At 59.0% G+C, this 20,536-nt stretch carries 18 protein-coding genes and 1 pseudogene; all 19 read left to right on the top strand.

Features of this window, described 5'->3' with window-relative positions; all coding sequences use genetic code 11:
* The first annotated feature begins 22 nt into the window (after positions 1-22).
* The 19 genes and pseudogenes from HMPREF2857_RS05020 (at position 23) to def (ending at position 20,463) form a co-directional block, all read left to right on the top strand.
* On the top strand, positions 23-544 hold the full coding sequence (locus HMPREF2857_RS05020; protein WP_048731844.1) for a shikimate kinase: 522 nt from the start codon (positions 23-25) through the stop codon (positions 542-544).
* Between the two features lie 87 nt (positions 545-631).
* Positions 632-1,741: a 3-dehydroquinate synthase gene (gene aroB, locus HMPREF2857_RS05015; RefSeq protein WP_070642984.1), complete on the top strand. Its 1,110-nt coding sequence runs from the start codon at positions 632-634 to the stop codon at positions 1,739-1,741.
* Positions 1,738-2,214, top strand: coding sequence for a type II 3-dehydroquinate dehydratase (gene aroQ / locus HMPREF2857_RS05010; protein WP_016422704.1), 477 nt, complete (start codon positions 1,738-1,740; stop codon positions 2,212-2,214). Before aroB ends, aroQ begins: the two co-directional genes overlap by 4 nt.
* Positions 2,211-3,383 carry a M24 family metallopeptidase gene (locus HMPREF2857_RS05005; protein WP_070642983.1) on the top strand — a complete coding sequence of 391 codons (1,173 nt, stop codon included), beginning with the start codon at positions 2,211-2,213 and terminating at the stop codon, positions 3,381-3,383. Before aroQ ends, HMPREF2857_RS05005 begins: the two co-directional genes overlap by 4 nt.
* An 87-nt stretch (positions 3,384-3,470) precedes the next feature.
* Positions 3,471-4,034, top strand: a complete 564-nt coding sequence (efp, locus tag HMPREF2857_RS05000) for an elongation factor P (protein ID WP_016422706.1) — start codon at positions 3,471-3,473, stop codon at positions 4,032-4,034.
* A gap of 48 nt (positions 4,035-4,082) precedes the next feature.
* Positions 4,083-4,604: pseudogene (gene nusB / locus HMPREF2857_RS04995) on the top strand (transcription antitermination factor NusB); the annotation flags it as partial.
* 435 nt (positions 4,605-5,039) lie between these two features.
* Positions 5,040-5,609: a bifunctional pyr operon transcriptional regulator/uracil phosphoribosyltransferase PyrR gene (gene pyrR / locus HMPREF2857_RS04990; RefSeq protein WP_070642981.1), complete on the top strand. Its 570-nt coding sequence runs from the start codon at positions 5,040-5,042 to the stop codon at positions 5,607-5,609.
* Positions 5,606-6,559 carry an aspartate carbamoyltransferase catalytic subunit gene (locus HMPREF2857_RS04985; RefSeq protein WP_016422709.1) on the top strand — a complete coding sequence of 318 codons (954 nt, stop codon included), beginning with the start codon at positions 5,606-5,608 and terminating at the stop codon, positions 6,557-6,559. The genes pyrR and HMPREF2857_RS04985 overlap by 4 nt, the downstream gene beginning before the upstream one ends.
* A complete protein-coding gene (locus HMPREF2857_RS04980) occupies positions 6,560-7,921 on the top strand; it encodes a dihydroorotase (protein ID WP_049193729.1) in 1,362 nt (453 codons plus the stop codon).
* A 38-nt stretch (positions 7,922-7,959) separates the two neighbouring features.
* A complete protein-coding gene (gene carA / locus HMPREF2857_RS04975) occupies positions 7,960-9,192 on the top strand; it encodes a glutamine-hydrolyzing carbamoyl-phosphate synthase small subunit (protein WP_371441564.1) in 1,233 nt (410 codons plus the stop codon).
* Positions 9,193-9,216: 24 nt separating this feature from the next.
* Positions 9,217-12,576, top strand: coding sequence for a carbamoyl-phosphate synthase large subunit (gene carB, locus HMPREF2857_RS04970; RefSeq protein ID WP_070642978.1), 3,360 nt, complete (start codon positions 9,217-9,219; stop codon positions 12,574-12,576).
* A 1-nt stretch (position 12,577) separates the two neighbouring features.
* A complete protein-coding gene (gene pyrF / locus HMPREF2857_RS04965; RefSeq protein WP_070642975.1) occupies positions 12,578-13,447 on the top strand; it encodes an orotidine-5'-phosphate decarboxylase in 870 nt (289 codons plus the stop codon).
* A 421-nt stretch (positions 13,448-13,868) separates the two neighbouring features.
* Positions 13,869-14,195 carry an integration host factor, actinobacterial type gene (mihF, locus tag HMPREF2857_RS04960; protein WP_016422714.1) on the top strand — a complete coding sequence of 109 codons (327 nt, stop codon included), beginning with the start codon at positions 13,869-13,871 and terminating at the stop codon, positions 14,193-14,195.
* A gap of 5 nt (positions 14,196-14,200) precedes the next feature.
* On the top strand, positions 14,201-14,773 hold the full coding sequence (gmk, locus tag HMPREF2857_RS04955) for a guanylate kinase (protein ID WP_016422715.1): 573 nt from the start codon (positions 14,201-14,203) through the stop codon (positions 14,771-14,773).
* 117 nt (positions 14,774-14,890) lie between these two features.
* On the top strand, positions 14,891-15,169 hold the full coding sequence (rpoZ, locus tag HMPREF2857_RS04950; RefSeq protein WP_005510796.1) for a DNA-directed RNA polymerase subunit omega: 279 nt from the start codon (positions 14,891-14,893) through the stop codon (positions 15,167-15,169).
* A gap of 27 nt (positions 15,170-15,196) precedes the next feature.
* Entirely contained in the window at positions 15,197-16,477 is a 1,281-nt protein-coding gene (coaBC, locus tag HMPREF2857_RS04945) for a bifunctional phosphopantothenoylcysteine decarboxylase/phosphopantothenate--cysteine ligase CoaBC (protein ID WP_070642973.1), read from the top strand.
* Positions 16,478-16,595: 118 nt separating this feature from the next.
* On the top strand, positions 16,596-17,813 hold the full coding sequence (gene metK / locus HMPREF2857_RS04940; RefSeq protein ID WP_070642972.1) for a methionine adenosyltransferase: 1,218 nt from the start codon (positions 16,596-16,598) through the stop codon (positions 17,811-17,813).
* A 49-nt stretch (positions 17,814-17,862) separates the two neighbouring features.
* Positions 17,863-19,899, top strand: coding sequence for a primosomal protein N' (locus HMPREF2857_RS04935; RefSeq protein WP_070642969.1), 2,037 nt, complete (start codon positions 17,863-17,865; stop codon positions 19,897-19,899).
* A gap of 60 nt (positions 19,900-19,959) precedes the next feature.
* Positions 19,960-20,463, top strand: a complete 504-nt coding sequence (def, locus tag HMPREF2857_RS04930) for a peptide deformylase (RefSeq protein WP_016422719.1) — start codon at positions 19,960-19,962, stop codon at positions 20,461-20,463.
* Positions 20,464-20,536: the final 73 nt, after the last annotated feature.

Here is a 20,536-nt window from a genome sequence, read left to right as displayed (position 1 = left end):
GAAGAAGGGTAAAACGAGGGGAATGTCCGTTCCTACTATTGTCCTTGTCGGACCGCCCGGATCGGGAAAGTCCACCATCGGTCGTCGACTGTCTCGTGCATTGAGCACAAGACTCACCGATACCGATGAGATGATTGAACAGCGCATGGGCAAGACTTGTGGGGAAGTCTTTTCCGAGCTGGGAGAGCCGGAATTCCGCCGTATCGAGGAACAAATCGTGGCGGAGGCTCTGACCCACGACGGAATCGTCTCACTTGGCGGTGGTGCCGTGATTTCGCAGGCGACCCGTGACCTGCTGGCAGACCATAACGTCGTCTACCTCGAGATCAGCATTGCAGAGGGGGTCCGTCGTACAGCGGGTAACAATTCGCGCCCGGTGCTCCAGGCGGATGATCCTGAGGCTCATTACCGCGCGCTCTATGAGGCTCGCCGAGCTTTTTACGAAGATGCAGCCACTTTCAAGGTGCGTTCCGACGAACGTTCCCCGCAGCGCGTTGTGGCCGAGATCCTCAGCTACCTCGATGAAACCTGCGACGAGGCTTAACTGGCGACTCTTAAAAGGCGGCAGCTAATCACTGCCGTATAACCAGCAACTCCATACATTTCTTACGCTAACGACTAGGGACTGACAATGAACTCAACCCGCACAATCCGTGTTGAAGGCCCATCGCCGTACACGGTGACCATGGGGCATGGACTCACCGAGCAGATTGCGGAGGCCGCTACCTTTGCTTCCCAGGTTGCGGTAATTCACCAGGGGAGCGTTCAAGAGCTGAGCTTCGGCGTCATCAAGGCTCTGGCGGACAAAGGAGTCGACTCCTTCAGCATCCAGGTTCCGGATGCGGAGGAGGGCAAGACGCTCGCAGTTGCTGAAACAGTTTGGGACACTTTTGGTGAACGCGGTCTGGGCCGGCGTGACGCGGTAATCGCGATTGGCGGCGGTGCAGCTACAGACTTCGGTGGATTCGTCGCCGCCGCGTGGATGCGTGGAGTGAAGGTTATCCAGGTCCCGACGACGCTGCTCGGCATGGTCGACGCAGCTGTCGGCGGTAAGACCGGTATCAACACTGCAGCCGGCAAGAACCTGGTCGGCGCTTTCCACGAGCCTGCCGCGGTGTTCTGTGACCTTGATGTCCTGCGCACCTTGCCGAAGGCCGAGCTGATCGCGGGCTCGGCAGAGATTATCAAGGCTGGATTTATCGCGGACACGAAGATTCTCGATCTTTACGAGGCAAACCCGCAGGCCTGCCTCGATGTTGACGGTGACCTGCCAGAACTGGTCGAGCGCGCGATTGCTGTCAAGGCACGCGTTGTCGCTGAGGATCTGAAGGAATCTGGCCTCCGTGAGATCCTGAACTATGGCCACACTTTCGGTCATGCCGTTGAGCACTTTGAAAACTACCGCTGGCGCCATGGCCATGCCGTAGCTGTAGGCATGGTTTATGTTGCCGAGCTGGCCAAGATCACCGGACATATTGATCAGGAACTCGTAGACCGCCACCGTCGCATCCTAGAGTCCATTGGGCTGCCAACGACCTACCAGGCAGGTCGTTTTACCGAGCTCTACGATGCTATGACCAGGGATAAGAAGAACCGCGACGGTGCGATCCGATTCGTTATTCTAGAAAACCCCGGTGAAACAGCCCGTCTTGAAGGCTCGGGAATGGATGACCTCGAGCGTGCATACGAACTGCTCTGCAACAATGGGCACGCCGCATCGGAGGAGTCAGCCCGCTCATGACCTCTCTTCGCGCAGCAACTGATGCCACAACGGCGATTCCGACCGTGCTTGTTCTGAACGGCCCGAACCTCGATCGTCTGGGCAAGCGTCAGCCAGAAATTTACGGTGCCACTACTTTGGCCGATGTCGAATCTGAACTTCGCACCCTAGCCAAGGAGCTTGGCGTCGTAGTGGATTGCCGCCAATCCAACTATGAAGGTCAACTCATCGAGTGGGTTCACGAAGCTGCCGACTACGGTTGGCCAGTCATTATCAATCCAGGGGGGTTGACACACACCTCCGTCGCCCTACGTGACGCGCTTGCCGAAATTGCCGACGGCGCGGGCTTCCACGAGGTCCATATTTCAAACATTCACGCCCGGGAGGAGTTTCGGCACCACTCGTACCTGTCGGCGCTTGCCGCGGGCGTTATCGTCGGATGCGGAACTGATGGGTATTCCATGGCACTGAGAAGGGTGAGTACGAAACTATGACAGATATCTCCACGAACTACGCCGCCCGCCGAGCCGCTCTTATCGACGCATTGTCCGACAACGACTGCGACGGTTTCCTCACAGTCGATCCGACGCATGTTGGTTGGCTTACAGGTTTCCACGGCTCGAATGCTGGTTTGATTGTTGCGGCCAGTGGGGAAGCGCTGCTTTCCACCGACGGCCGCTATACGGTTCAGGCTGGCAAACAGGCACCGGACGTGGAGTTACTCACCGCTCGCAACACCGGCGTGGCACTCGTCGGTCAATGCCGAAAGCTGGATATCTCGCGTCTTGGTGTTGAATCTGAGTTCCTCACTATGGCCGCTTACCAAGAGCTAGAGGATGCCCGGCCACAGGCACTCGAGCTGGTATCGACTACGGGCGTCGTCTCTAAACTGCGGGAGGTCAAGTCCGATACGGAACTCGTCGCTCTGCGCCACGTCGCCGACATCGCGGTCCGCGCATTCGAGGACTTGCTTCACGACGGCATCGTGGTCGCCGGCCGCACGGAGCGCGAAGTCGCCGCAGAGTTGGAGTACCGCATGCGCATGCATGGCGCCGATCGGCCAAGCTTCGACACGATTGTCGCGAGCGGCCCGAATTCCGCCAAGCCACACCACGGAGCGGAAGATCGCGTAATCGAGGCAGGTGACCTGGTCACTATTGACTTTGGCGCCTTTGCCGGGGGCTACAACTCAGATATGACACGTACCCTCTTTGCCGGTGAGGCGGGAACGTCGTCAAACGAAAACGATCCGAACAATACGTCGTCGGATTTGGACGGCGCGATTGTTGCCGGGGTGGAGTTCGCAGACGAGAAGGCCCGAGAGATTTACAATGTCGTGCTGGAAGCCCAGCTGGCTGGCGTAAAAGCGGCCGTGCCAGGGGCTGATGTTGTGACTGTTGACGCAGCATGCCGGAACATTATTGAAAAGGCTGGTTATGGGGAGCACTTCGTTCATTCCACCGGCCACGGAATCGGTATTGAGGTGCATGAGGCTCCATTTGCTGCTCGCACTGGCAAGGGGAAGTTGGCAGCTGGCATGACGTTGACCATCGAGCCTGGTATCTATGTGCCGGGGTTCGGCGGTGTGCGCATCGAAGATACGTTGATTATCACGGACAACGAGCCGGAAATTATTACGCAGCTGCCGAAACCGCGAGCCTAACATCACGGCGTTTTATTTTTCTCTCGATGAGATACGGAGTATCGTGGTTTCGTCAGAGAGCTTTTTAACAATTTCAGGAGAGTTTAGTTGGCTACCACCGCAGATTTTAAAAACGGTCTAGTTATCAAGCACGACAACAAGCTTCAGCAGATCGTGGAGTTCCAGCACGTCAAGCCAGGTAAGGGTCCGGCATTCGTCCGCACCAAGCTGAAGGACGTTCTGACCGGCAAGGTTGTTGACAAGACTTTCAACGCTGGCGTCAAGATTGAGACTGCTACCGTCGACCGCCGCGACATGACGTACCTGTACCACGACGGTGAAGGATACGTCTTCATGGACGACAAGACCTACGACCAGATTTCCATCCTGGACGCTCAGATGCCGGAGGGTGCTAAGTTCCTGCTTCCGGAAACCACCTGCCAGGTGTCCTTCCATGAGGGCAACGTTCTTTTCGCTGAAATGCCTGTTTCGGTTGAACTGAAGGTTGAGCAGACCGACCCGGGTCTGCAGGGCGACCGCTCCACCGGTGGCACCAAGCCGGCAACTTTGGAGACTGGCGCTGAGATTCAGGTGCCGCTGTTCATCGAAACCGGCGACGTACTGAAGGTCGACACCCGTGACGGCTCCTACCTGTCCCGCGTCAACCACTAATTCCCTCATCTAGTTCACCCTTTTGTTGAGAGCGATACATACACATCCATGACTGAAAAGGATCACAAGTCCGTCGAGACCCCGGATGCGCAGGAGTCCGCGAAAGTTCGCGAACCTAACTACAAGCGCCACGGCGCGCGCTACCGTGCGCGCCGTCGTGCGGTAGATCTGCTATTTGAGGCCGAGCAGCGAGGCGTCGACGTCGTCAAGCTTCTTGAAGAGCGGCTGGAAATGGTCCGTAATCCCGATTTGGATGTGAACCCAATTGCGGAGTACACCGAGCAGATCGTGCGCGGTGTAGCTGCGGAAATTATCGGTATCGACTCGACGATTTCTTCGTACCTGACGGAGGAATGGCCGCTGCGCCGTCTACCGGCAGTCGACCGTGCTATTTTGCGTCTTTCCACCTGGGAGCTGTTCTACAACTCCGACGTGCCTCCGCGTGTGGCTGTGGTGGAAGGCGTTGAGCTGGCATCGGAATACTCCACTGATGTGGCGGCACCGTACATCAACGCAGTTCTCGATGCCGAGGCCAAGATTGCCGACCAGGCACGCCTGGCAGCCGCAGCTGTGAGCACTTCGGTGGGCGAGTCCCAGTTCGACGAGGCTATTCAGGCACAGGCTGCTGCAAATGAGGAAGCTGACAAGGCACTGGCTGACTCCGATGAGATGGCTAAGATTACCGGCCTGGACATGAGCGATATTGCCAAGCTGGTGGCTGAAGACGTGGCTAAGAGCGAGAACGGGTCCTAGTCAATCAAAGCGGCCGGGCTCACTGCGAGCCGATCGCAGTCGGTTCTCGCGGATTGTCTGAAACTCCAAGTCCCTTTTTTGGGGGCTTGGAGTTTTGTTGCATTTAGAGGCAATTTAAGTGTGAGTGCTATTCTGGTCAGCGGAAGTTTGCACCGCGACCGTAGTTGCGGGGTCATGCAAGCTGATAATCAAATATCCACAATCAAGACATCCTTTAACGGACCGCACTGAGAGGCGGGGAAGGAGGTCACGATGAGCGAAGGAACGCCGCAAACAACCGAGCTGCTCAATGCAGACGAAGTTGCACGTACCATCGCGCGCATCGCGCACCAAATTATTGAAAAAACTGCGCTGGATAGCCCAAATGCTGGGCGCGTAGTTCTCCTCGGTATTCCATCTGGTGGCGTACCGCTGGCGGAGAACCTAGCCGATTTGATTGAACAGTTCTCCGGCATTCGCCCGGAAACTGGATCGCTTGATATCACCCTGTACAGGGATGACTTGCGCAAGGGCCCGCACCGCGCCCTGCAGCCCACGAACATTCCAAACTCCGGAATCGACGGCACCACCGTTGTTCTCGTAGACGATGTCCTCTTCTCAGGTCGCACGATTCGCGCCGCACTCGACGCTATTGCTGACATCGGTCGCCCGCGAGTAATTCAGCTTGCAGTGCTGGTTGATCGTGGTCATCGTCAACTACCAATTCGCGCCGATTACGTCGGTAAGAATCTGCCAACTTCCCGCGACGAAGACGTCGATGTGCTGGTAGAGGCACTTGACGGCCGTGACGCGGTTATTCTCACCCGGGCGGAGGAACAGTGAAACACCTGATTAGCATTGCGGATTTGACCAAGGATGAAATTGTCGGCCTGATGGATGAGGCCGATCGTTTCAAGGAGGTCATCCGCGGTCGGGAAATTAAGAAGCTGCCGACCCTGCGCGGCCGCACTATTTACAACCTCTTTTACGAGAACTCCACGCGTACCCGCTCTTCTTTTGAGACTGCGGGTAAGTGGATGAGCGCCGATGTTATTAATATCTCGGCTTCCTCTTCCTCTGTGAAGAAAGGCGAGAGTCTGAAAGACACCGCGCTGACTTTGGATGCTATCGGCGGCGATGCCATCGTCGTTAGGCACCCATCGTCGGGCGCGGCACAGCTGATCGCCAAGTGGACTGAGGAATTTGGCAACGGCCCATCGATCATCAACGCAGGTGACGGAAAGCACCAGCATCCGACGCAGGCTCTCCTGGATGCGGTGACGTTGCGTCAGCGCCTCGGTGGAATTGAGGGGCGCAAGGTCGTCATCGTTGGCGATATTTTGCACTCTCGCGTCGCTCGCTCTAACGCCGATCTGCTAAGCAAGCTCGGCGCCGAGGTCGTCTTCGTCGCGCCACCGACGCTGCTGCCGTTTGGCATCGAGACCTGGCCGGTGCGTGTTGCCTACCGCATGGAAGACGAGATCCGCGATGCTGATGCCGTGATGATGCTCCGCGTTCAGCAGGAGCGCATGAACGGAGGCTTCTTCCCATCCCATCGCGAATACGCCACTCGCTACGGGCTGTCGAAGGCTCGCGAGAAGATGCTTCGCGACGACTGCATTGTGATGCACCCAGGCCCGATGCTTCGTGGCATGGAAATTAACGATGCCGTCGCTGATTTGCCGCGCACTGCCGTGCTGCAGCAGGTAGCCAACGGTGTCCACGTCCGTATGGCAGTTCTTTTCACACTGCTGACCTCAGGTGTTTCCGCCAACTTGGAAGGGCAGGCATAAATGTCGAATCGCAATGAGTATGACGAAGCCTCGTACCCCGAGGTAGGACCGCTGGCAGCGTCCGCGAGGGGACAGCTGCTGCTGAAGGGTGTGCGTCCCTACGGTGAAGGCGAAGATGTCGACGTTCTGATTGAAGATGGCGTCATCGCTGAGATTGGTGAAAATCTCACGGCCGAGGACGGGGTAGAGGTCCTGGAGTTCGACTCCCTCGTTCTCTTGCCAGGCCTGGTTGACATCCATGTGCACCTGCGGGAGCCGGGCCGTGAAGATACGGAAACCCTGGCCACTGGTTCCGCTGCCGCAGCACGCGGTGGTTTCACCGCAGTGTTCACCATGGCCAATACCGCGCCGGTAACCGATGACCCCTCGATTGCTGAGTCGGTGTGGCTCAAGGGCCAGGCGCTGAACCTCTGCGACGTTCACCCGGTCGGATCCATTACTAAGGGGCTGAAGGGTGAGACGCTGACTGAGTTCGGCATGATGGCAGACTCGCAGGCGAAGGTACGCATGTTCTCCGATGACGGTAAGTGCGTTGACAATCCGCTGATTATGCGCCGCGCGATTGAATACGCCCGCGGCGAAGACGTATTGCTGGCGCAGCACTGCGAAGATCCGCGTCTGACCGCAGATGCATCGGCTCACGAAGGTCCGACCGCCGCACGACTCGGCCTGACCGGGTGGCCGCGCGTAGCTGAGGAGTCCATCGTGGCCCGAGATGCCATTATGGCTCGCGACTACGGCGGACGCATGCACATCTGCCACGCTTCCACCGAAGGCACGGTTGAGCTGGTCAAGTGGGCAAAAGAGCATGATATTCCGCTGACCGCCGAGGTTACCCCGCATCACCTGATTCTCACCGATGAGAAGTTGGAGACCTACGACGGCGTCTACCGCGTCAATCCGCCGCTGCGCGAGCAGCGCGACACCCTGGCTCTGCGTCAGGCTCTGATTGACGGGATCATTGACTGTGTCGCTACCGACCACGCTCCGCACGGCTCTGAAGAAAAGTGCTGCGAGTTCGAGCACGCTAAGCCCGGCATGCTTGGTCTGGAGACCTCGATGCCAATCATCGCCGAAGAGTTCGTTTTGAAGGGCGATTGTGATTGGCGCTGGCTGGCCAAGGTCATGAGTGAGCGTCCCGCTCAAATCGTGAAGCTACCGGGGCACGGCCGTCCGATTGCTGTCGGTGAGCCTGCCAACCTGACCGTTGTTGACCCGGGCAAAAAGTGGACGGTCCGCGGTGAAGACCTGGCGTCGAAGTCTGAGAACACTCCATATGAGGAAATGGAGATGGCCGTGTCCGTGGCAGCTACCGTGCTGCGCGGTAAGGTGACCGCTCTTAACGGAGAGGTCGCTGGATAATATTCATGTCAACGCATAAACATTCACATGCGTCCCGTATGATTAATGTAAATTCCTCGCACGCTACCCAACTGAAAGGCAATAACGTGAGCAACGAGTCGCAGGCCGCGGCCGCTACAGCGGCAGTCCTGGTATTGGCAGATGGCCGAGTGTTCCGCGGACGCGGTTTCGGCGCCACCGGTACAACCCTGGGTGAGGCAGTTTTTACCACCGCTATGACGGGCTACCAGGAAACCCTGACGGACCCGTCCTACCACCGCCAGCTGATTGTGGCTACCGCACCACAGATCGGCAACACCGGTTGGAACGATGAGGACTACGAGTCCCGCGGAAACAAGATTTGGGCAGCTGGCTTTATTATCCGCGATTTGTCGCGCATTCCCTCCAACTGGCGCTCGGAGCGCAGCTTGGAAGATGAGCTGAAGGCACAGGGCATCATCGGTATCCGCCAGATTGATACCCGCGCGCTGGTGCGCCATTTGCGCGACAATGGCTCGATTGCCGCTGGTATTTTCTCCGGTGAGGACGCACAGCAGCCCGTCGATAAGCTGGTGGAAATCGTTCGCGCTCAGCCTGCGATGAAGGGCGCGGACCTGGCTCGCGAGGTCAGCACCGATGACGCCTATGTTGTGGAAGCACAGGGGGAGAAGAAGGCACGTGTTGTGGCCTACGACCTGGGCATCAAGTCCAACACCCCGCGTGAGCTGGCTAAGCGTGGCCTGGAAGTCGTAGTTGTTCCGGCTAACACTCCGTACGAAGATATTAAGAAGGAATACCAGCCGGACGGTGTCTTCTTGTCCAACGGCCCGGGTGACCCGGCAACTGCTGATGAGATGGTTGCGGTCGCCAAGGCTGCCCTCGATGACGGCATGCCTTTATTCGGTATCTGCTTTGGTAACCAGATTCTTGGCCGCGCACTCGGCCTGAATACCTACAAGCTGGTCTTCGGTCACCGCGGCGTCAATGTTCCGGTGAAGGACCACCGCACTGGCCGTATCTTTATCACCGCTCAGAACCACGGCTTCGCACTTGAAGGCAAGGCCGGCGAGAGTTTCGATACCCCGTGGGGCGAGGCAGAGGTTACGCACACCTGCCTTAACGACGACGTCGTGGAAGGTGTCGCACTGAAGAACGGAATGGCCTTTTCTGTGCAGTACCACCCGGAGTCCGCAGCCGGCCCGCACGATGCGCACTCTCTCTTTGATGACTTCCTGGCGCTGATCCAGAAGGTCGATTTCAACAAGTCCGCAACCGGAAACTCGAACAAGTAGGAAAGGGCTAAGGGACCTAACACCATGCCACGTCGTACAGACATCAACCACGTACTGGTTATCGGCTCCGGCCCGATTGTTATCGGTCAGGCCTGCGAGTTCGACTACTCTGGCACCCAGGCTTGCCGCGTGCTGCGCGAAGAGGGCCTGCGAGTCACGCTGGTTAACTCCAACCCGGCAACGATTATGACCGACCCGGAGTTCGCAGACTCCACCTACATCGAGCCGATTGAAACCAAGTACATCGAAAAGATCCTGGCCAAGGAAGCTGCAGAGGGTAACCCGATTGACGCTGTCCTGGCAACTCTCGGTGGCCAGACTGCACTAAACGCCGCCATTCAGCTGGACCGCGAGGGCATTCTGGAGAAGTACAATGTTGAGCTGATTGGTGCTGATATTCCGGCCATTCAGCGCGGTGAGGATCGCCAGATGTTCAAGGACATCGTCGCCAAGATTGGTGGCGAGTCCGCTCGTTCCCGCGTCTGCCACAACATGGAAGAAGTCCATGAGACTGTTGCAGAGCTCGGTCTTCCGGTGGTTGTGCGCCCGTCGTTCACCATGGGCGGTCTGGGCTCCGGTCTGGCTTTCAACCAGGAAGACCTCGACCGTATTGCAGGTGGCGGCCTAGCCGCATCGCCCGAGGCCAATGTTCTGATCGAGGAGTCCATCCTCGGATGGAAGGAATTTGAGCTCGAGCTTATGCGCGATGGCGACGACAACGTCGTCGTGGTCTGCTCCATTGAAAACGTTGATGCCCTCGGTGTCCACACTGGTGACTCGGTGACTGTCGCTCCGTCGATGACTCTGACCGACCGCGAGTTCCAGACCATGCGTGACCAAGGCATCGCAATTCTGCGTGAGGTCGGCGTTGACACCGGTGGCTGTAACATCCAGTTCGCCATCAACCCGAATGACGGCCGCATCATCACCATTGAGATGAACCCGCGCGTCTCCCGCTCATCGGCGCTTGCTTCCAAGGCAACTGGTTTCCCGATTGCAAAGATTGCCGCCAAGCTGGCTATCGGCTACACCCTCGATGAGATCACCAACGACATCACCGGTGAAACCCCGGCTGCGTTTGAGCCGGTGCAGGACTACGTGATTGTCAAGGCTCCACGCTTTGCTTTCGAGAAATTCCCAGGCGCTGACGACACGCTGACCACCACCATGAAGTCCGTCGGTGAGGCCATGGCTATCGGCCGCAACTACATCGGCGCGCTCGGTAAGGTCATGCGCTCGCTGGAGAACAAGCCAGCTGGTTTCTGGACTGTTCCGGATGAGGACTTCGCCGGTGAGCGCGCAAGCGATGTCAACGCTGTCCTTGAGGACCTGAAGCGTCCGACTGAAGGTCGTATCTACGACGTTGAGCTGGCTCAGCGTCTGGGTGCTTCCATCGAGCAAATCCACGAAGCTTCCGGCCTGGATCCGTGGTTTATCGCCGAGATGGAAAACCTGCAGGATATCCGCAAGGAGCTTATCGACGCTCCGGTGCTGACCTCCGACCTGCTGCGTGAGGCTAAGTACTGGGGCCTGTCCGACGCTCAGATTGCTGCGCTGCGCCCTGAATTGGCCGGGGAAGACGGCGTGCGCGAGCTGCGCTGGCGCCTGAACATCCACCCGTTATTCAAGACTGTCGATACCTGCTCCGCCGAGTTCGAAGCACAGACTCCGTACCACTACTCGGCATACGAGCTGGACCCGGCTGCTGAGTCCGAGGTCGCTCCGCAAGCCGAGAAGGAAAAGGTCATCATCCTCGGTTCCGGCCCTAACCGCATCGGCCAGGGTATTGAGTTCGACTACTCCTGTGTCCACGCGGCGCTCGAGCTCTCCCGGGTTGGGTACGAGACCGTCATGGTCAACTGCAACCCGGAAACGGTTTCCACCGACTACGACACCGCAGATCGCCTCTACTTCGAGCCATTGACCTTCGAGGATGTCCTCGAGGTCTACCACGCTGAGAGCCAGTCCGGAAAGGTCGCAGGCGTCATTGTTCAGCTCGGTGGCCAGACCCCGCTGGGCCTGGCGGAACGTCTGCAGGCCGCAGGCGTTCCGATCGTCGGCACTAGCCCAGAGGCAATCGACCTGGCTGAGGACCGCGGTGAGTTCGGCAAGGTGCTGGCTGAGGCCAAGCTGCCGGCGCCGGAGTTCGGTACCGCCACCTCCTTCGCAGAAGCTCGCCAGGTTGCCGCTGGTATCGGTTACCCGGTGCTGGTCCGTCCGTCCTACGTCCTCGGCGGCCGTGGCATGGAAATCGTCTACGATGAGGCCACTCTGGAGGACTACATCAACCGCGCTACCGAGCTGTCCAATGAGCACCCGGTACTGGTTGACCGCTTCCTGGACAGCGCCATCGAGATCGATGTTGATGCACTGTGTGATGGGGAAGAGGTCTACCTCGGCGGCGTTATGGAGCACATCGAGGAAGCCGGTATTCACTCCGGTGACTCCGCGTGTGCGCTGCCTCCGATGACTCTGTCTGCAGGCATCATCGACAAGGTGCGTGAATCCACCAAGGCACTGGCACACGGCATCGGTGTCAAGGGCCTGATGAACGTTCAGTACGCACTCAAGGACGAGACGCTCTACGTCATCGAGGCCAACCCGCGTGCATCTCGTACCGTACCGTTTGTCTCCAAGGCAACCTCGGTTCCGCTGGCTAAGGCCGCGTCCCGCGTCATGATGGGCGATACTATCGCGGAATTGCGCGAAGAGGGCATGATCCCGTCCAACTTCGACGGCGGCTCTCTGCCTGCTGACGCTCCGATCGCGGTTAAGGAAGCGGTCCTGCCGTTCAACCGCTTCCGCGACTTCGAGGGCCGCGCTCTTGACAGTCTGCTGAGCCCGGAGATGAAGTCCACCGGTGAAGTCATGGGCCTGGCCGACAACTTTGGTGCCGCTTTCGCCAAGGGCGAGCTGGCCGGTTTCGGTGAGCTGCCGACCGAGGGCACGATCTTCGTTTCGCTGGCAAACCGCGATAAGCGCACTCTGGTCTTCCCGATCCTCACGCTGGCGGATATGGGCTTCCGCATCCTGGCAACGGAGGGTACGGCCGGTATGCTGCGCCGCAACGGTGTTGAGTGTGAGGTCGTCGCAAAGCGTACGACTGATTCCGAAGCGCCGACGGACGAGCGCGACATCGTCGACATGATTCGCGACGGTGAGGTTGACATCATTATCAACACCCCGTCCGGTTCTGCTGGCGCACGCTCTGACGGATACGAGATTCGCGCCGCTGCTGTGAGCCAGGGCGTAACTTGTGTGACCACCGCTCAGGGCGCCGTCGCCGCACTGCAGGGCATTCTGGCACTGCGCAACGGTGAGATGAGCGTTAAGGCTCTGCAGGAACTCCACCCGGCAGAGTTGGCTGCTCAGGAGCAGGCCTAACATGACCGCGAAGGCTGAAGGTTCCGCAGTGGGGACAGTCAAAGGTTTCGGCGATCGCCTCAGCGAGGTTGTCGCCGAGCGCGGTCGGCTCTGCGTGGGCATCGACCCGCACCCGGGGCTGCTGGATGCCTGGCAGTTACCGCATTCGGCTGACGGTCTAGAGCGCTTTGCCGCCACATGCGTCGAGGCGTTCGGTGACATCGTTGCCGTCGTCAAGCCCCAGGTGGCGTTCTTCGAAGCCTACGGTTCCAAGGGCTTTGCCGTCCTGGAGCGGACGTTGGCGGATCTGAAGGACGCCGGTGCGCTGTCGATTGCAGATGCCAAGCGTGGCGATATCGGTTCGACGATGGCTGCATACGCTGATGCCTGGCTATCGGATGGCTCGCCGCTGGCAGCCGACGCTCTGACGGTTTCTCCGTACCTCGGGTTCGGTGCTCTTGATCCGGCGGTTTCGTTGGCGTTGGAGAACGGACGCGGCCTGTTCGTGTTGGCCGCAACGTCCAATCCGGAAGGTGCGTCCGTACAGAAGGCGACGGTTTCGGGTGAGAGTCTGGCTCAGACCATGGTCAACCAGGCAGCCGCTATTAATGCCCGCCAGATTGACGCTGGTGCAAAGGCGGGCAGCATCGGCGTTGTTGTTGGCGCAACGCTTGACGACGCCCCGGTGCTCAGTGACCTGCGTGGTCCCATTCTCATGCCCGGTGTGGGAGCTCAGGGTGGAACCCCGGCCGATGTAGATCGTCTGGCAGGGGAATCCAAGGGGCTTGCACTGCCAAATATTTCGCGTGCAATTCTCTCCGCTGGGCCTGATCCTGCTGCGCTGCGGCGCGCAACTATTGAAGCTGCGGCTCCGTTCCTATCCGAGAGTTAGCAGCGAATCGACGATTTGGCAGAGCCCCGCAGGGCGCACCTCATAGAACAGGTGCCCCTGCGGGCTTCTTCCGTACCTAGCTGCCGAGATTTTCCTAATGAGCCTCAGGTGGCGGCGGAGTAGGTATGGGCAAGTTACTGTGACGATTCCTGGGAGATTTCGTACAAAAACCGTGGTCAATTTCCATTCTCCTGGGCAAACGGTGCTACAATCGCCGGAGTTGGTTGACCACGACCGAAAGGTGGGGCGGATAAAGCCCTGGTGTCATTTTTATCGACACCCCGTCAGCATTTGCCTCAACAACCGGTAAGTGCGGTACGGTCTCCAATCGTTAAGCACGGTGTCGTTGCCTGCCCTTGGTGGACGCGAGGCTCGTGCAAGTAAATAAGAAGCTAACCAATCTATTTTTACGGAGGAACACGTGGCCCTTCCGCAGTTGACCCCGGAGCAGCGTGCAGCAGCACTCGAGAAGGCAGCTCAGGCCCGCAAGGTACGCGCAGAGCTCAAGGACAAGCTGAAGCGTGGCGCTATCGACCTGCCAGAGGTTCTCAAGCAGGCTGACGAGAACGAGATCATCGGCAAGATGAAAGTCTCCGCTCTGCTCGAGGCTCTGCCGAAGGTCGGCAAGGTCAAGGCACAGGACATCATGAATGACCTGGAGATTGCTCAGACCCGCCGCCTGCGTGGCCTGGGTGACCGTCAGCGTCGCGCTCTGCTGGAGCGCTTCGGCTACGCAGTGGAGGACTAGTCGCAGTGGCCGGGAATGAAAACGGTCAGCTGGTAGTCCTTGCCGGCCCTGCCGGTGTGGGAAAATCCACTGTTGTCAGTCGGCTCCGTGCCGAGGTTCCCGGACTGTACTTCAGCGTTTCCATGACCACCCGCGCCGCACGGCCGGGTGAGGTCGATGGCCGCGACTATTTCTTCGTGACCCCGGAGAAGTTCCAACAGCATATTGATGCAGGAGAGATGCTCGAGTGGGCTGAAATCCACGGTGGTCTGCAGCGTTCTGGTACGCCGCGTGGCCCGGTGGATAAAGCTCTCGCCGAGGGACGTCCGGTACTCGTTGAGGTGGATCTGGCGGGAGCCCGCTCCATCCGTAAGGTAGCGCCGAATGCTCACCTGCTGTTCTTGGCTCCGCCAAGCTGGGAGATTCTCGTCAGCAGGCTCACTGGTCGTGGCACGGAAACCGAGGCGCAAGTCAAGCGTCGCCTGGAAACCGCGCGAGTGGAAATGGATGCTCAGCACGAATTCGATGAGGTTGTTGTCAACGACAATGTCGATGATGCTGTGGCGGCCATCGCTCGGGCGCTGACTACTGGCAAGTAACAGGGCGACTCCACATCATCGATAGTAGAAATCGTTTCCAAGCAATGGTGTTTCTATTGCTCCGACGGTTTCTATTGTCACCCCAGTAACTCACGTTCTATTGAGGAAAGATTTCTCGTGACCCAGGAAAATACCGCCACCGAGGCAGTGTTCGACCCGCCAATTGGTATTACCAATCCGCCGATCGATGAGCTGCTTGGTAAGGCTTCTTCGAAGTACGCTCTGGCTATCTTCGCTGCCAAGCGTGCACGCCAGATTAATGACTACTACCAGCAGATTGACGAAGGCATGCTGGAGTACGTTGGCCCGCTGGTTACTCCGGGGGTCGCTGAGAAGCCTCTGTCCATCGCTCTTCGTGAAATCAACGCTGGTCTGCTGGACCACACTGAGGGCTAGAGCATTTCCTTAAGGGGAGATATCTGTATGCATGCCGCCGGTAATGCTGACGTATCCGAATGTTTAAAGGTTGTCGTCGGGGTTGCCGGCGGCATCGCTGCATATAAGGCCGCACACGTTGTTCGTGGCTTCAAGGAACTCGGTCACGATGTTCGCGTCGTTCCCACCAAGTCCGCATTGAACTTTGTAGGTGCGGCTACTTTCGAGGCGCTGTCGGGGAACCCGGTGTCGACTACGGTTTTTGACGCAGTCGATGAAGTTCAGCATGTCCGGGTGGGGCAGGAGGCCGACCTCGTCGTCGTGGTTCCCGCGACTGCCGACTTTATGGCGCGTGCCGCACACGGGCGTGCCGACGACCTTCTCACCGCAACTTTGCTTGTGGCGACCTGCCCGGTGGTTCTGGCCCCTGCCATGCACACCGAGATGTGGAACCATCCAGCTACGCGGGATAATGTCGCGATTCTTCGTCGCCATGGCACTATTGTCCTCGATCCGGCCCATGGCCGTTTGACTGGTAAGGACACTGGTCCAGGTCGTCTGCCGGAGCCAGAGCAGATAGTTTCGTTGGCATTAGCGGCAGTCGAGAATCCGCGCCACTTCCGCCGCGACTTCGAGGGCGTGCGCTTCATGATTACTGCCGGTGGCACCCGTGAGGCTATCGACCCGGTACGTTTTATCGGCAACCACTCCTCAGGGCGTCAGGGCTTCGCGCTAGCTGAGATGGCAGCACAGCGTGGCGCTCAGGTCACTGTGGTGGCAGGACATACAGATCAGTTGCCGACACCGCTGGGCGCGAATGTTGTAAAGGTTGATTCCACTTTGGAGATGGCCAAGGCCGCCCACGAACACTCCAAGTTGGCCGATGTCTGCATTTTTGCCGCTGCCGTCGCCGACTTCCGTCCGGCATCGACCGCTGGGGCCAAGATGAAGAAGGGCGTCGCAGACGACGCTTTGAGCAACATCCAGCTCGTAGAAAACCCTGACATTCTGGCTACCACTGTGGAGCGTCGTAAAGCGGGCGAGATTCCGGCAACCACGACGATGGTGGGCTTTGCGGCTGAGACCGGCGACGAGACGACGACGCCGCTCGAGCTTGCGAAGCAGAAAATTGTGCGCAAGGGCTGCGATTTGCTCATGTGTAACGACGTCTCGGGTGGGCAAACTTTCGGTGCGACGGACAATGTCGGATGGTTGCTGTCTCTCGATGGCGAGCAGTGGGACGTGCCGCGAGGCTCAAAATTCTCGGTAGCCGGTTCGATTTTGGATGCAGTCTCCGAGCTGCGACAGGAACCTCAGCCAGCGGAGTAGCCGGTGCCTACTACGGCGACTGAACCGCTTGGTCTATAATTATCGAATCAAACGAAAACCCACGCCGCAGCGACATCGCAGGGCTGGGGAAATGATCTAGAAGAAAGTTGTACTGCTCGTGGCCTCTAATCTTCGGCTGTTTTCCAGTGAATCTGTTACCGAGGGGCACCCAGATAAGATTTGCGACTCGATTTCGGACTCCATCCTTGACGCTATGCTCGCGCAGGATTCTGCATCGATGGTCGCCGTTGAGACTGTGGTGACTACCGGTTTAGTCCATGTTGTTGGCGAGGTTCGCACGAAGAGCTACGTTGACATCCCCGGAATTGTCCGGAGTCGACTGAAGGAGATCGGTTTCGATTCTTCTGAAAAGGGCTTTGACGGCAAGACCTGTGGCGTCTCCATTTCGATCGGTGAGCAGTCTTCAGACATCCACGACGGTGTGCACACTTCTCTGGAAGCACGCAGCTCTGATGGCGAAGTCGAAGCAGAAGATCTCAAGGGCGCTGGCGACCAGGGGCTGATGTTCGGCTACGCTACCAACGAAACTCCGGAGTACATGCCGCTACCGATTGCACTGGCGCACCGTCTGGCTCGCCGCTTGACGCAGGTACGCAAGGAAGGCATCGTCCCATCGCTTCGACCGGATGGTAAGACTCAGGTCACCTTCGCTTACGACGAAGACAATAACCCGGTGTACTTGGACACCGTAGTGGTGTCCACGCAGCACGACCCGGATGTGACCCAGGAGTGGATTACCGAGCAGATTAAGACTCACGTAGTCGATTGGGTGCTCGACGACGCTAACTTGCGCGAGCGCTTTGTTACCGAGGAATTGAATCTGCTGGTCAACCCGTCTGGCCAGTTTATTATCGGTGGCCCGATGGGCGATGCCGGCCTGACCGGCCGAAAGATTATCGTCGACACTTATGGCGGTATGGCTCGTCACGGTGGCGGCGCATTCTCGGGTAAGGACCCGTCAAAGGTGGACCGCTCCGGCGCCTATGCCACCCGTTGGGTTGCGAAGAATGCCGTGGCCGCAGGTCTGGCTGACCGCCTGGAGATTCAGGTCGCCTACGCTATCGGCCGCGCTCGCCCGGTAGGCCTTTACGTCGACTCTTTCGGCACCGGTCACGTTTCGGACGACGCCATCCGCGAGGCTATCAACAAGGTCTTCGACCTTCGTCCGGCCGCTATTATTCGTGACCTGGACTTGCTGCGCCCGATTTATGCGCAGACCTCCACCTACGGTCACTTTGGCCGAACTGACTTGGACCTGCCGTGGGAGCAACTCAACCGTGTTGAAGAGCTCCGCGCAGCCGCTGGCCTGGGATAAACACCACCCGCCAGCATGACCCTGGGGTGGGGAAGTAGAGTAAGACTCTATGACCGACGCCCCCTTCGCACCCGCCGCCGCAGCTGAGAAGCTGCCAGTCGCGCGGGTGCTTCCACTTTTGGGGCTGCCGCAGTTGGATCGCCCCTTCGATTACCTGGTTCCGCGCGCGCTAGCGGAGGAAGCGGTTGTCGGTTGCCGCGTGCGGATTCGCTTCCACGGCCAATTGGTCAATGCGCTGGTACTGGAGCGCTGTGCCACGCCCACTCACGACGGCAAACTGTCCTATCTCAAGGATGTCATCAGCTCTGAGGTTGTCTATCCGCCACAGCTTCGACGGTTGGTGGATTCTCTGGCGGAGTATTACGGCGCAACACGCTCAAACATCATTCGATCCGCCATCCCAACCCGTCATGCACGGGCCGAACGTGCCCGCAAGGAGAAGATGCCCCCAACGTGGGAGGAATTGGGAAAGCTTGCCACCGAGGATCCGGACCTTTCCGCGTGGGGCAACTATGTCTTCGGCGAATCCTTTGTCGATTCCGTCCGCAAGGGCGCCCCGGCACGCGCAGCGTGGCAGCCAGTTCCAGGGGAACAGGTGGCAGCCATGCTCGCCGCGCTCAGCGTTTCGGTCGCCCGCGATGGTGGCGGTGTTCTCATCATTGTGCCGGACGCACGCACGCAGGCACGCTTCGAGAGCGCTTTTCGCGAGCTCATTTCTGCCCGTCAGCTCACTCTTCTCGGGGCTGGTCTCGGTCCCGAGTCCCGCTATCGCCGCTACCTGGATATCCTGCACGGCCAGGGGCGCATAGTCGTCGGAACGCGCTCGGCAGCGTACGCGCCAGTGCAGAATCTGCGTTTAGCAGTGATTGTCGATGATGGCGATGACAACCTCGTAGACCCCCGCGCACCCTACGTCCACTCTCGCGAGGTGCTGGTCACGCGAAGTGCGCAGGAGGGATGCGCTCTTATTTTTGCATCGTATAGCCGTACAGCAGAGGTGCAGCTGCTGGTCTCCTCAGGTTGGGCGCACAATCTGGTTGCAGGCGCCGACGCCCTGGCTGAATCCATGCCGGAGATGATTGCCTCCACGGACACTTCCGAAGACCCGGATGACGTGAGTAGGGGACGCCTTCCTGCCATCGCTTTTCGACGGGCAAAAGCCGCGCTGCGCGAAGAGCTTCCGATTCTGGTCCAGGTACCCCGCAAGGGATATGTACCGACATTGTCGTGTCGCTCCTGTGGCGCGCCTGCGCGCTGTCGCTGGTGTAACGGTCCACTGGGAATTCCACCGTCCGATAACCCGGACGATCCGGCGCCGCCGACCTGTCGGTGGTGTGGCCGCATCGACATCCACCACCGTTGCCATAGCTGCGGTTCCACCAAGATTCGGCCAGTCGTGGTCGGCAGTGAACGTACGGCGGAAGAGTTTGGTCGTATTTTCAGTCCATTCCCAGTCGTCGCTTCCTCTGGCGAACGGATTGTTGACGACATTCCCGAAGGCCCGAGGGTCGTGGTGGCCACGCCGGGAGCCGAGCCTTATGCGCCGGAGGGCTACGGAGCAGTGATGCTGCTGGACACTTGGGCGATGCTCGGCCGGCAGGACTTGCGCGCTCATGAAGAGGCCTATGCGCATTGGTCTCGAGCTGTCACGCTTGCGCGCCCGCGGGAGCGAGGAGGGGCAGTGGTTATCGATGCGGATGCTGCAGTCCCGACTGTGGCCGATCTTCTGGCATGGGACGCGGTAGGCGCTGCGAACAGGGAATTGGCCGACCGTACAGCCGCCGCTCTGCCTCCGGCCTTTCACGTGGCAGCGGTGGACGGGACTGAAGAGGGCCTGCGTAACTTCATGGAGTCCCTGGAGGTTCCATCGGGCGCGGAAATCCTGGGGCCGGTAGACCTTCCCCGCAACGCCAGACCACCAGCAGGCGTGGAACCGGGTACACCTATTCAGCGGATGTTGGTGCGCTGTGACCGTCGGCAAGCACGGGCGGTGGGAGCGGCGTTGAAGGCAGCACAGGTCGTTCGAGCGACCAGGAAGGACCCGACGCCGGTGCGCGTTGTCGTCGATCCGATTAATTTCGGCTAGCTGCTAAAATGAGCGCGTTATCGCTTGATTCACACCAGTTTTCTTGGAGGCTCTAAGTTCATGGCAGTTCGTGAGGTACGTCTTTTCGGCGATCCGGTGTTGCTGTCCAAGGCGGATACCGTCACTGATTTCGACGCGACGCTGTCGCACCTGATTGATGACATGTTCGACACGATGGACGAGCAACAGGGCGTCGGGCTCGCGGCAAACCAGGTCGGTGTGCTGCAGCGCGTTTTCGTCTACGACTGCAATGGCACCCGCGGGCACATCGTCAATCCGGAATGGGAAGCCATCGGCGACGAGACTGTCCACGAAATCGAAGGATGCCTGTCTATCCCAGGTATTAATGGACCCGTGACTCGACACGCACGTGTGCGCGTTACTGGCCAGGATCGCCACGGCACACCGGTGAGCTTCGAAGCTGATGATTTGCTGGCTCGCTGTGTGCAGCATGAAAGCGACCACCTGGATGGTGTGCTGTTTTTGAAGCGTCTCGAGGGCGACGAGCGCAAGACCGCGATGCGTTCTCTGCGTGAGCAGGACTGGTTCCTCAACCGCGGTTAACTCACCTGCGCCTAGCCCCCTGGGTGTGGCGCCCCGAGTTTCATCACTAGATTAACTAGAACAACTAGGTCCA

The sequence above is a fragment of the Corynebacterium sp. HMSC076C10 genome, assembly GCF_001812455.1.
Classification (GTDB): domain Bacteria; phylum Actinomycetota; class Actinomycetes; order Mycobacteriales; family Mycobacteriaceae; genus Corynebacterium; species Corynebacterium jeikeium_D.
This window is presented reverse-complemented; position numbering and strand designations above follow the sequence as displayed.

What these genes read in the sequence shown, in the direction of transcription:
- carA (WP_371441564.1), top strand. Translation starts at nt 7,960, where the DNA reads ATGATTAATGTAAATTCCTCGCACGCTACCCAACTGAAAGGCAATAAC.
- pyrR (WP_070642981.1), top strand. Translation starts at nt 5,040, where the DNA reads ATGAGCGAAGGAACGCCGCAAACAACCGAGCTGCTCAATGCAGACGAA.
- HMPREF2857_RS04980 (WP_049193729.1), top strand. Translation starts at nt 6,560, where the DNA reads ATGTCGAATCGCAATGAGTATGACGAAGCCTCGTACCCCGAGGTAGGA.
- carB (WP_070642978.1), top strand. Translation starts at nt 9,217, where the DNA reads ATGCCACGTCGTACAGACATCAACCACGTACTGGTTATCGGCTCCGGC.
- pyrF (WP_070642975.1), top strand. Translation starts at nt 12,578, where the DNA reads ATGACCGCGAAGGCTGAAGGTTCCGCAGTGGGGACAGTCAAAGGTTTC.
- def (WP_016422719.1), top strand. Translation starts at nt 19,960, where the DNA reads ATGGCAGTTCGTGAGGTACGTCTTTTCGGCGATCCGGTGTTGCTGTCC.
- HMPREF2857_RS05020 (WP_048731844.1), top strand. Translation starts at nt 23, where the DNA reads ATGTCCGTTCCTACTATTGTCCTTGTCGGACCGCCCGGATCGGGAAAG.
- HMPREF2857_RS05005 (WP_070642983.1), top strand. Translation starts at nt 2,211, where the DNA reads ATGACAGATATCTCCACGAACTACGCCGCCCGCCGAGCCGCTCTTATC.
- HMPREF2857_RS04935 (WP_070642969.1), top strand. Translation starts at nt 17,863, where the DNA reads ATGACCGACGCCCCCTTCGCACCCGCCGCCGCAGCTGAGAAGCTGCCA.
- aroQ (WP_016422704.1), top strand. Translation starts at nt 1,738, where the DNA reads ATGACCTCTCTTCGCGCAGCAACTGATGCCACAACGGCGATTCCGACC.
- coaBC (WP_070642973.1), top strand. Translation starts at nt 15,197, where the DNA reads ATGCATGCCGCCGGTAATGCTGACGTATCCGAATGTTTAAAGGTTGTC.
- aroB (WP_070642984.1), top strand. Translation starts at nt 632, where the DNA reads ATGAACTCAACCCGCACAATCCGTGTTGAAGGCCCATCGCCGTACACG.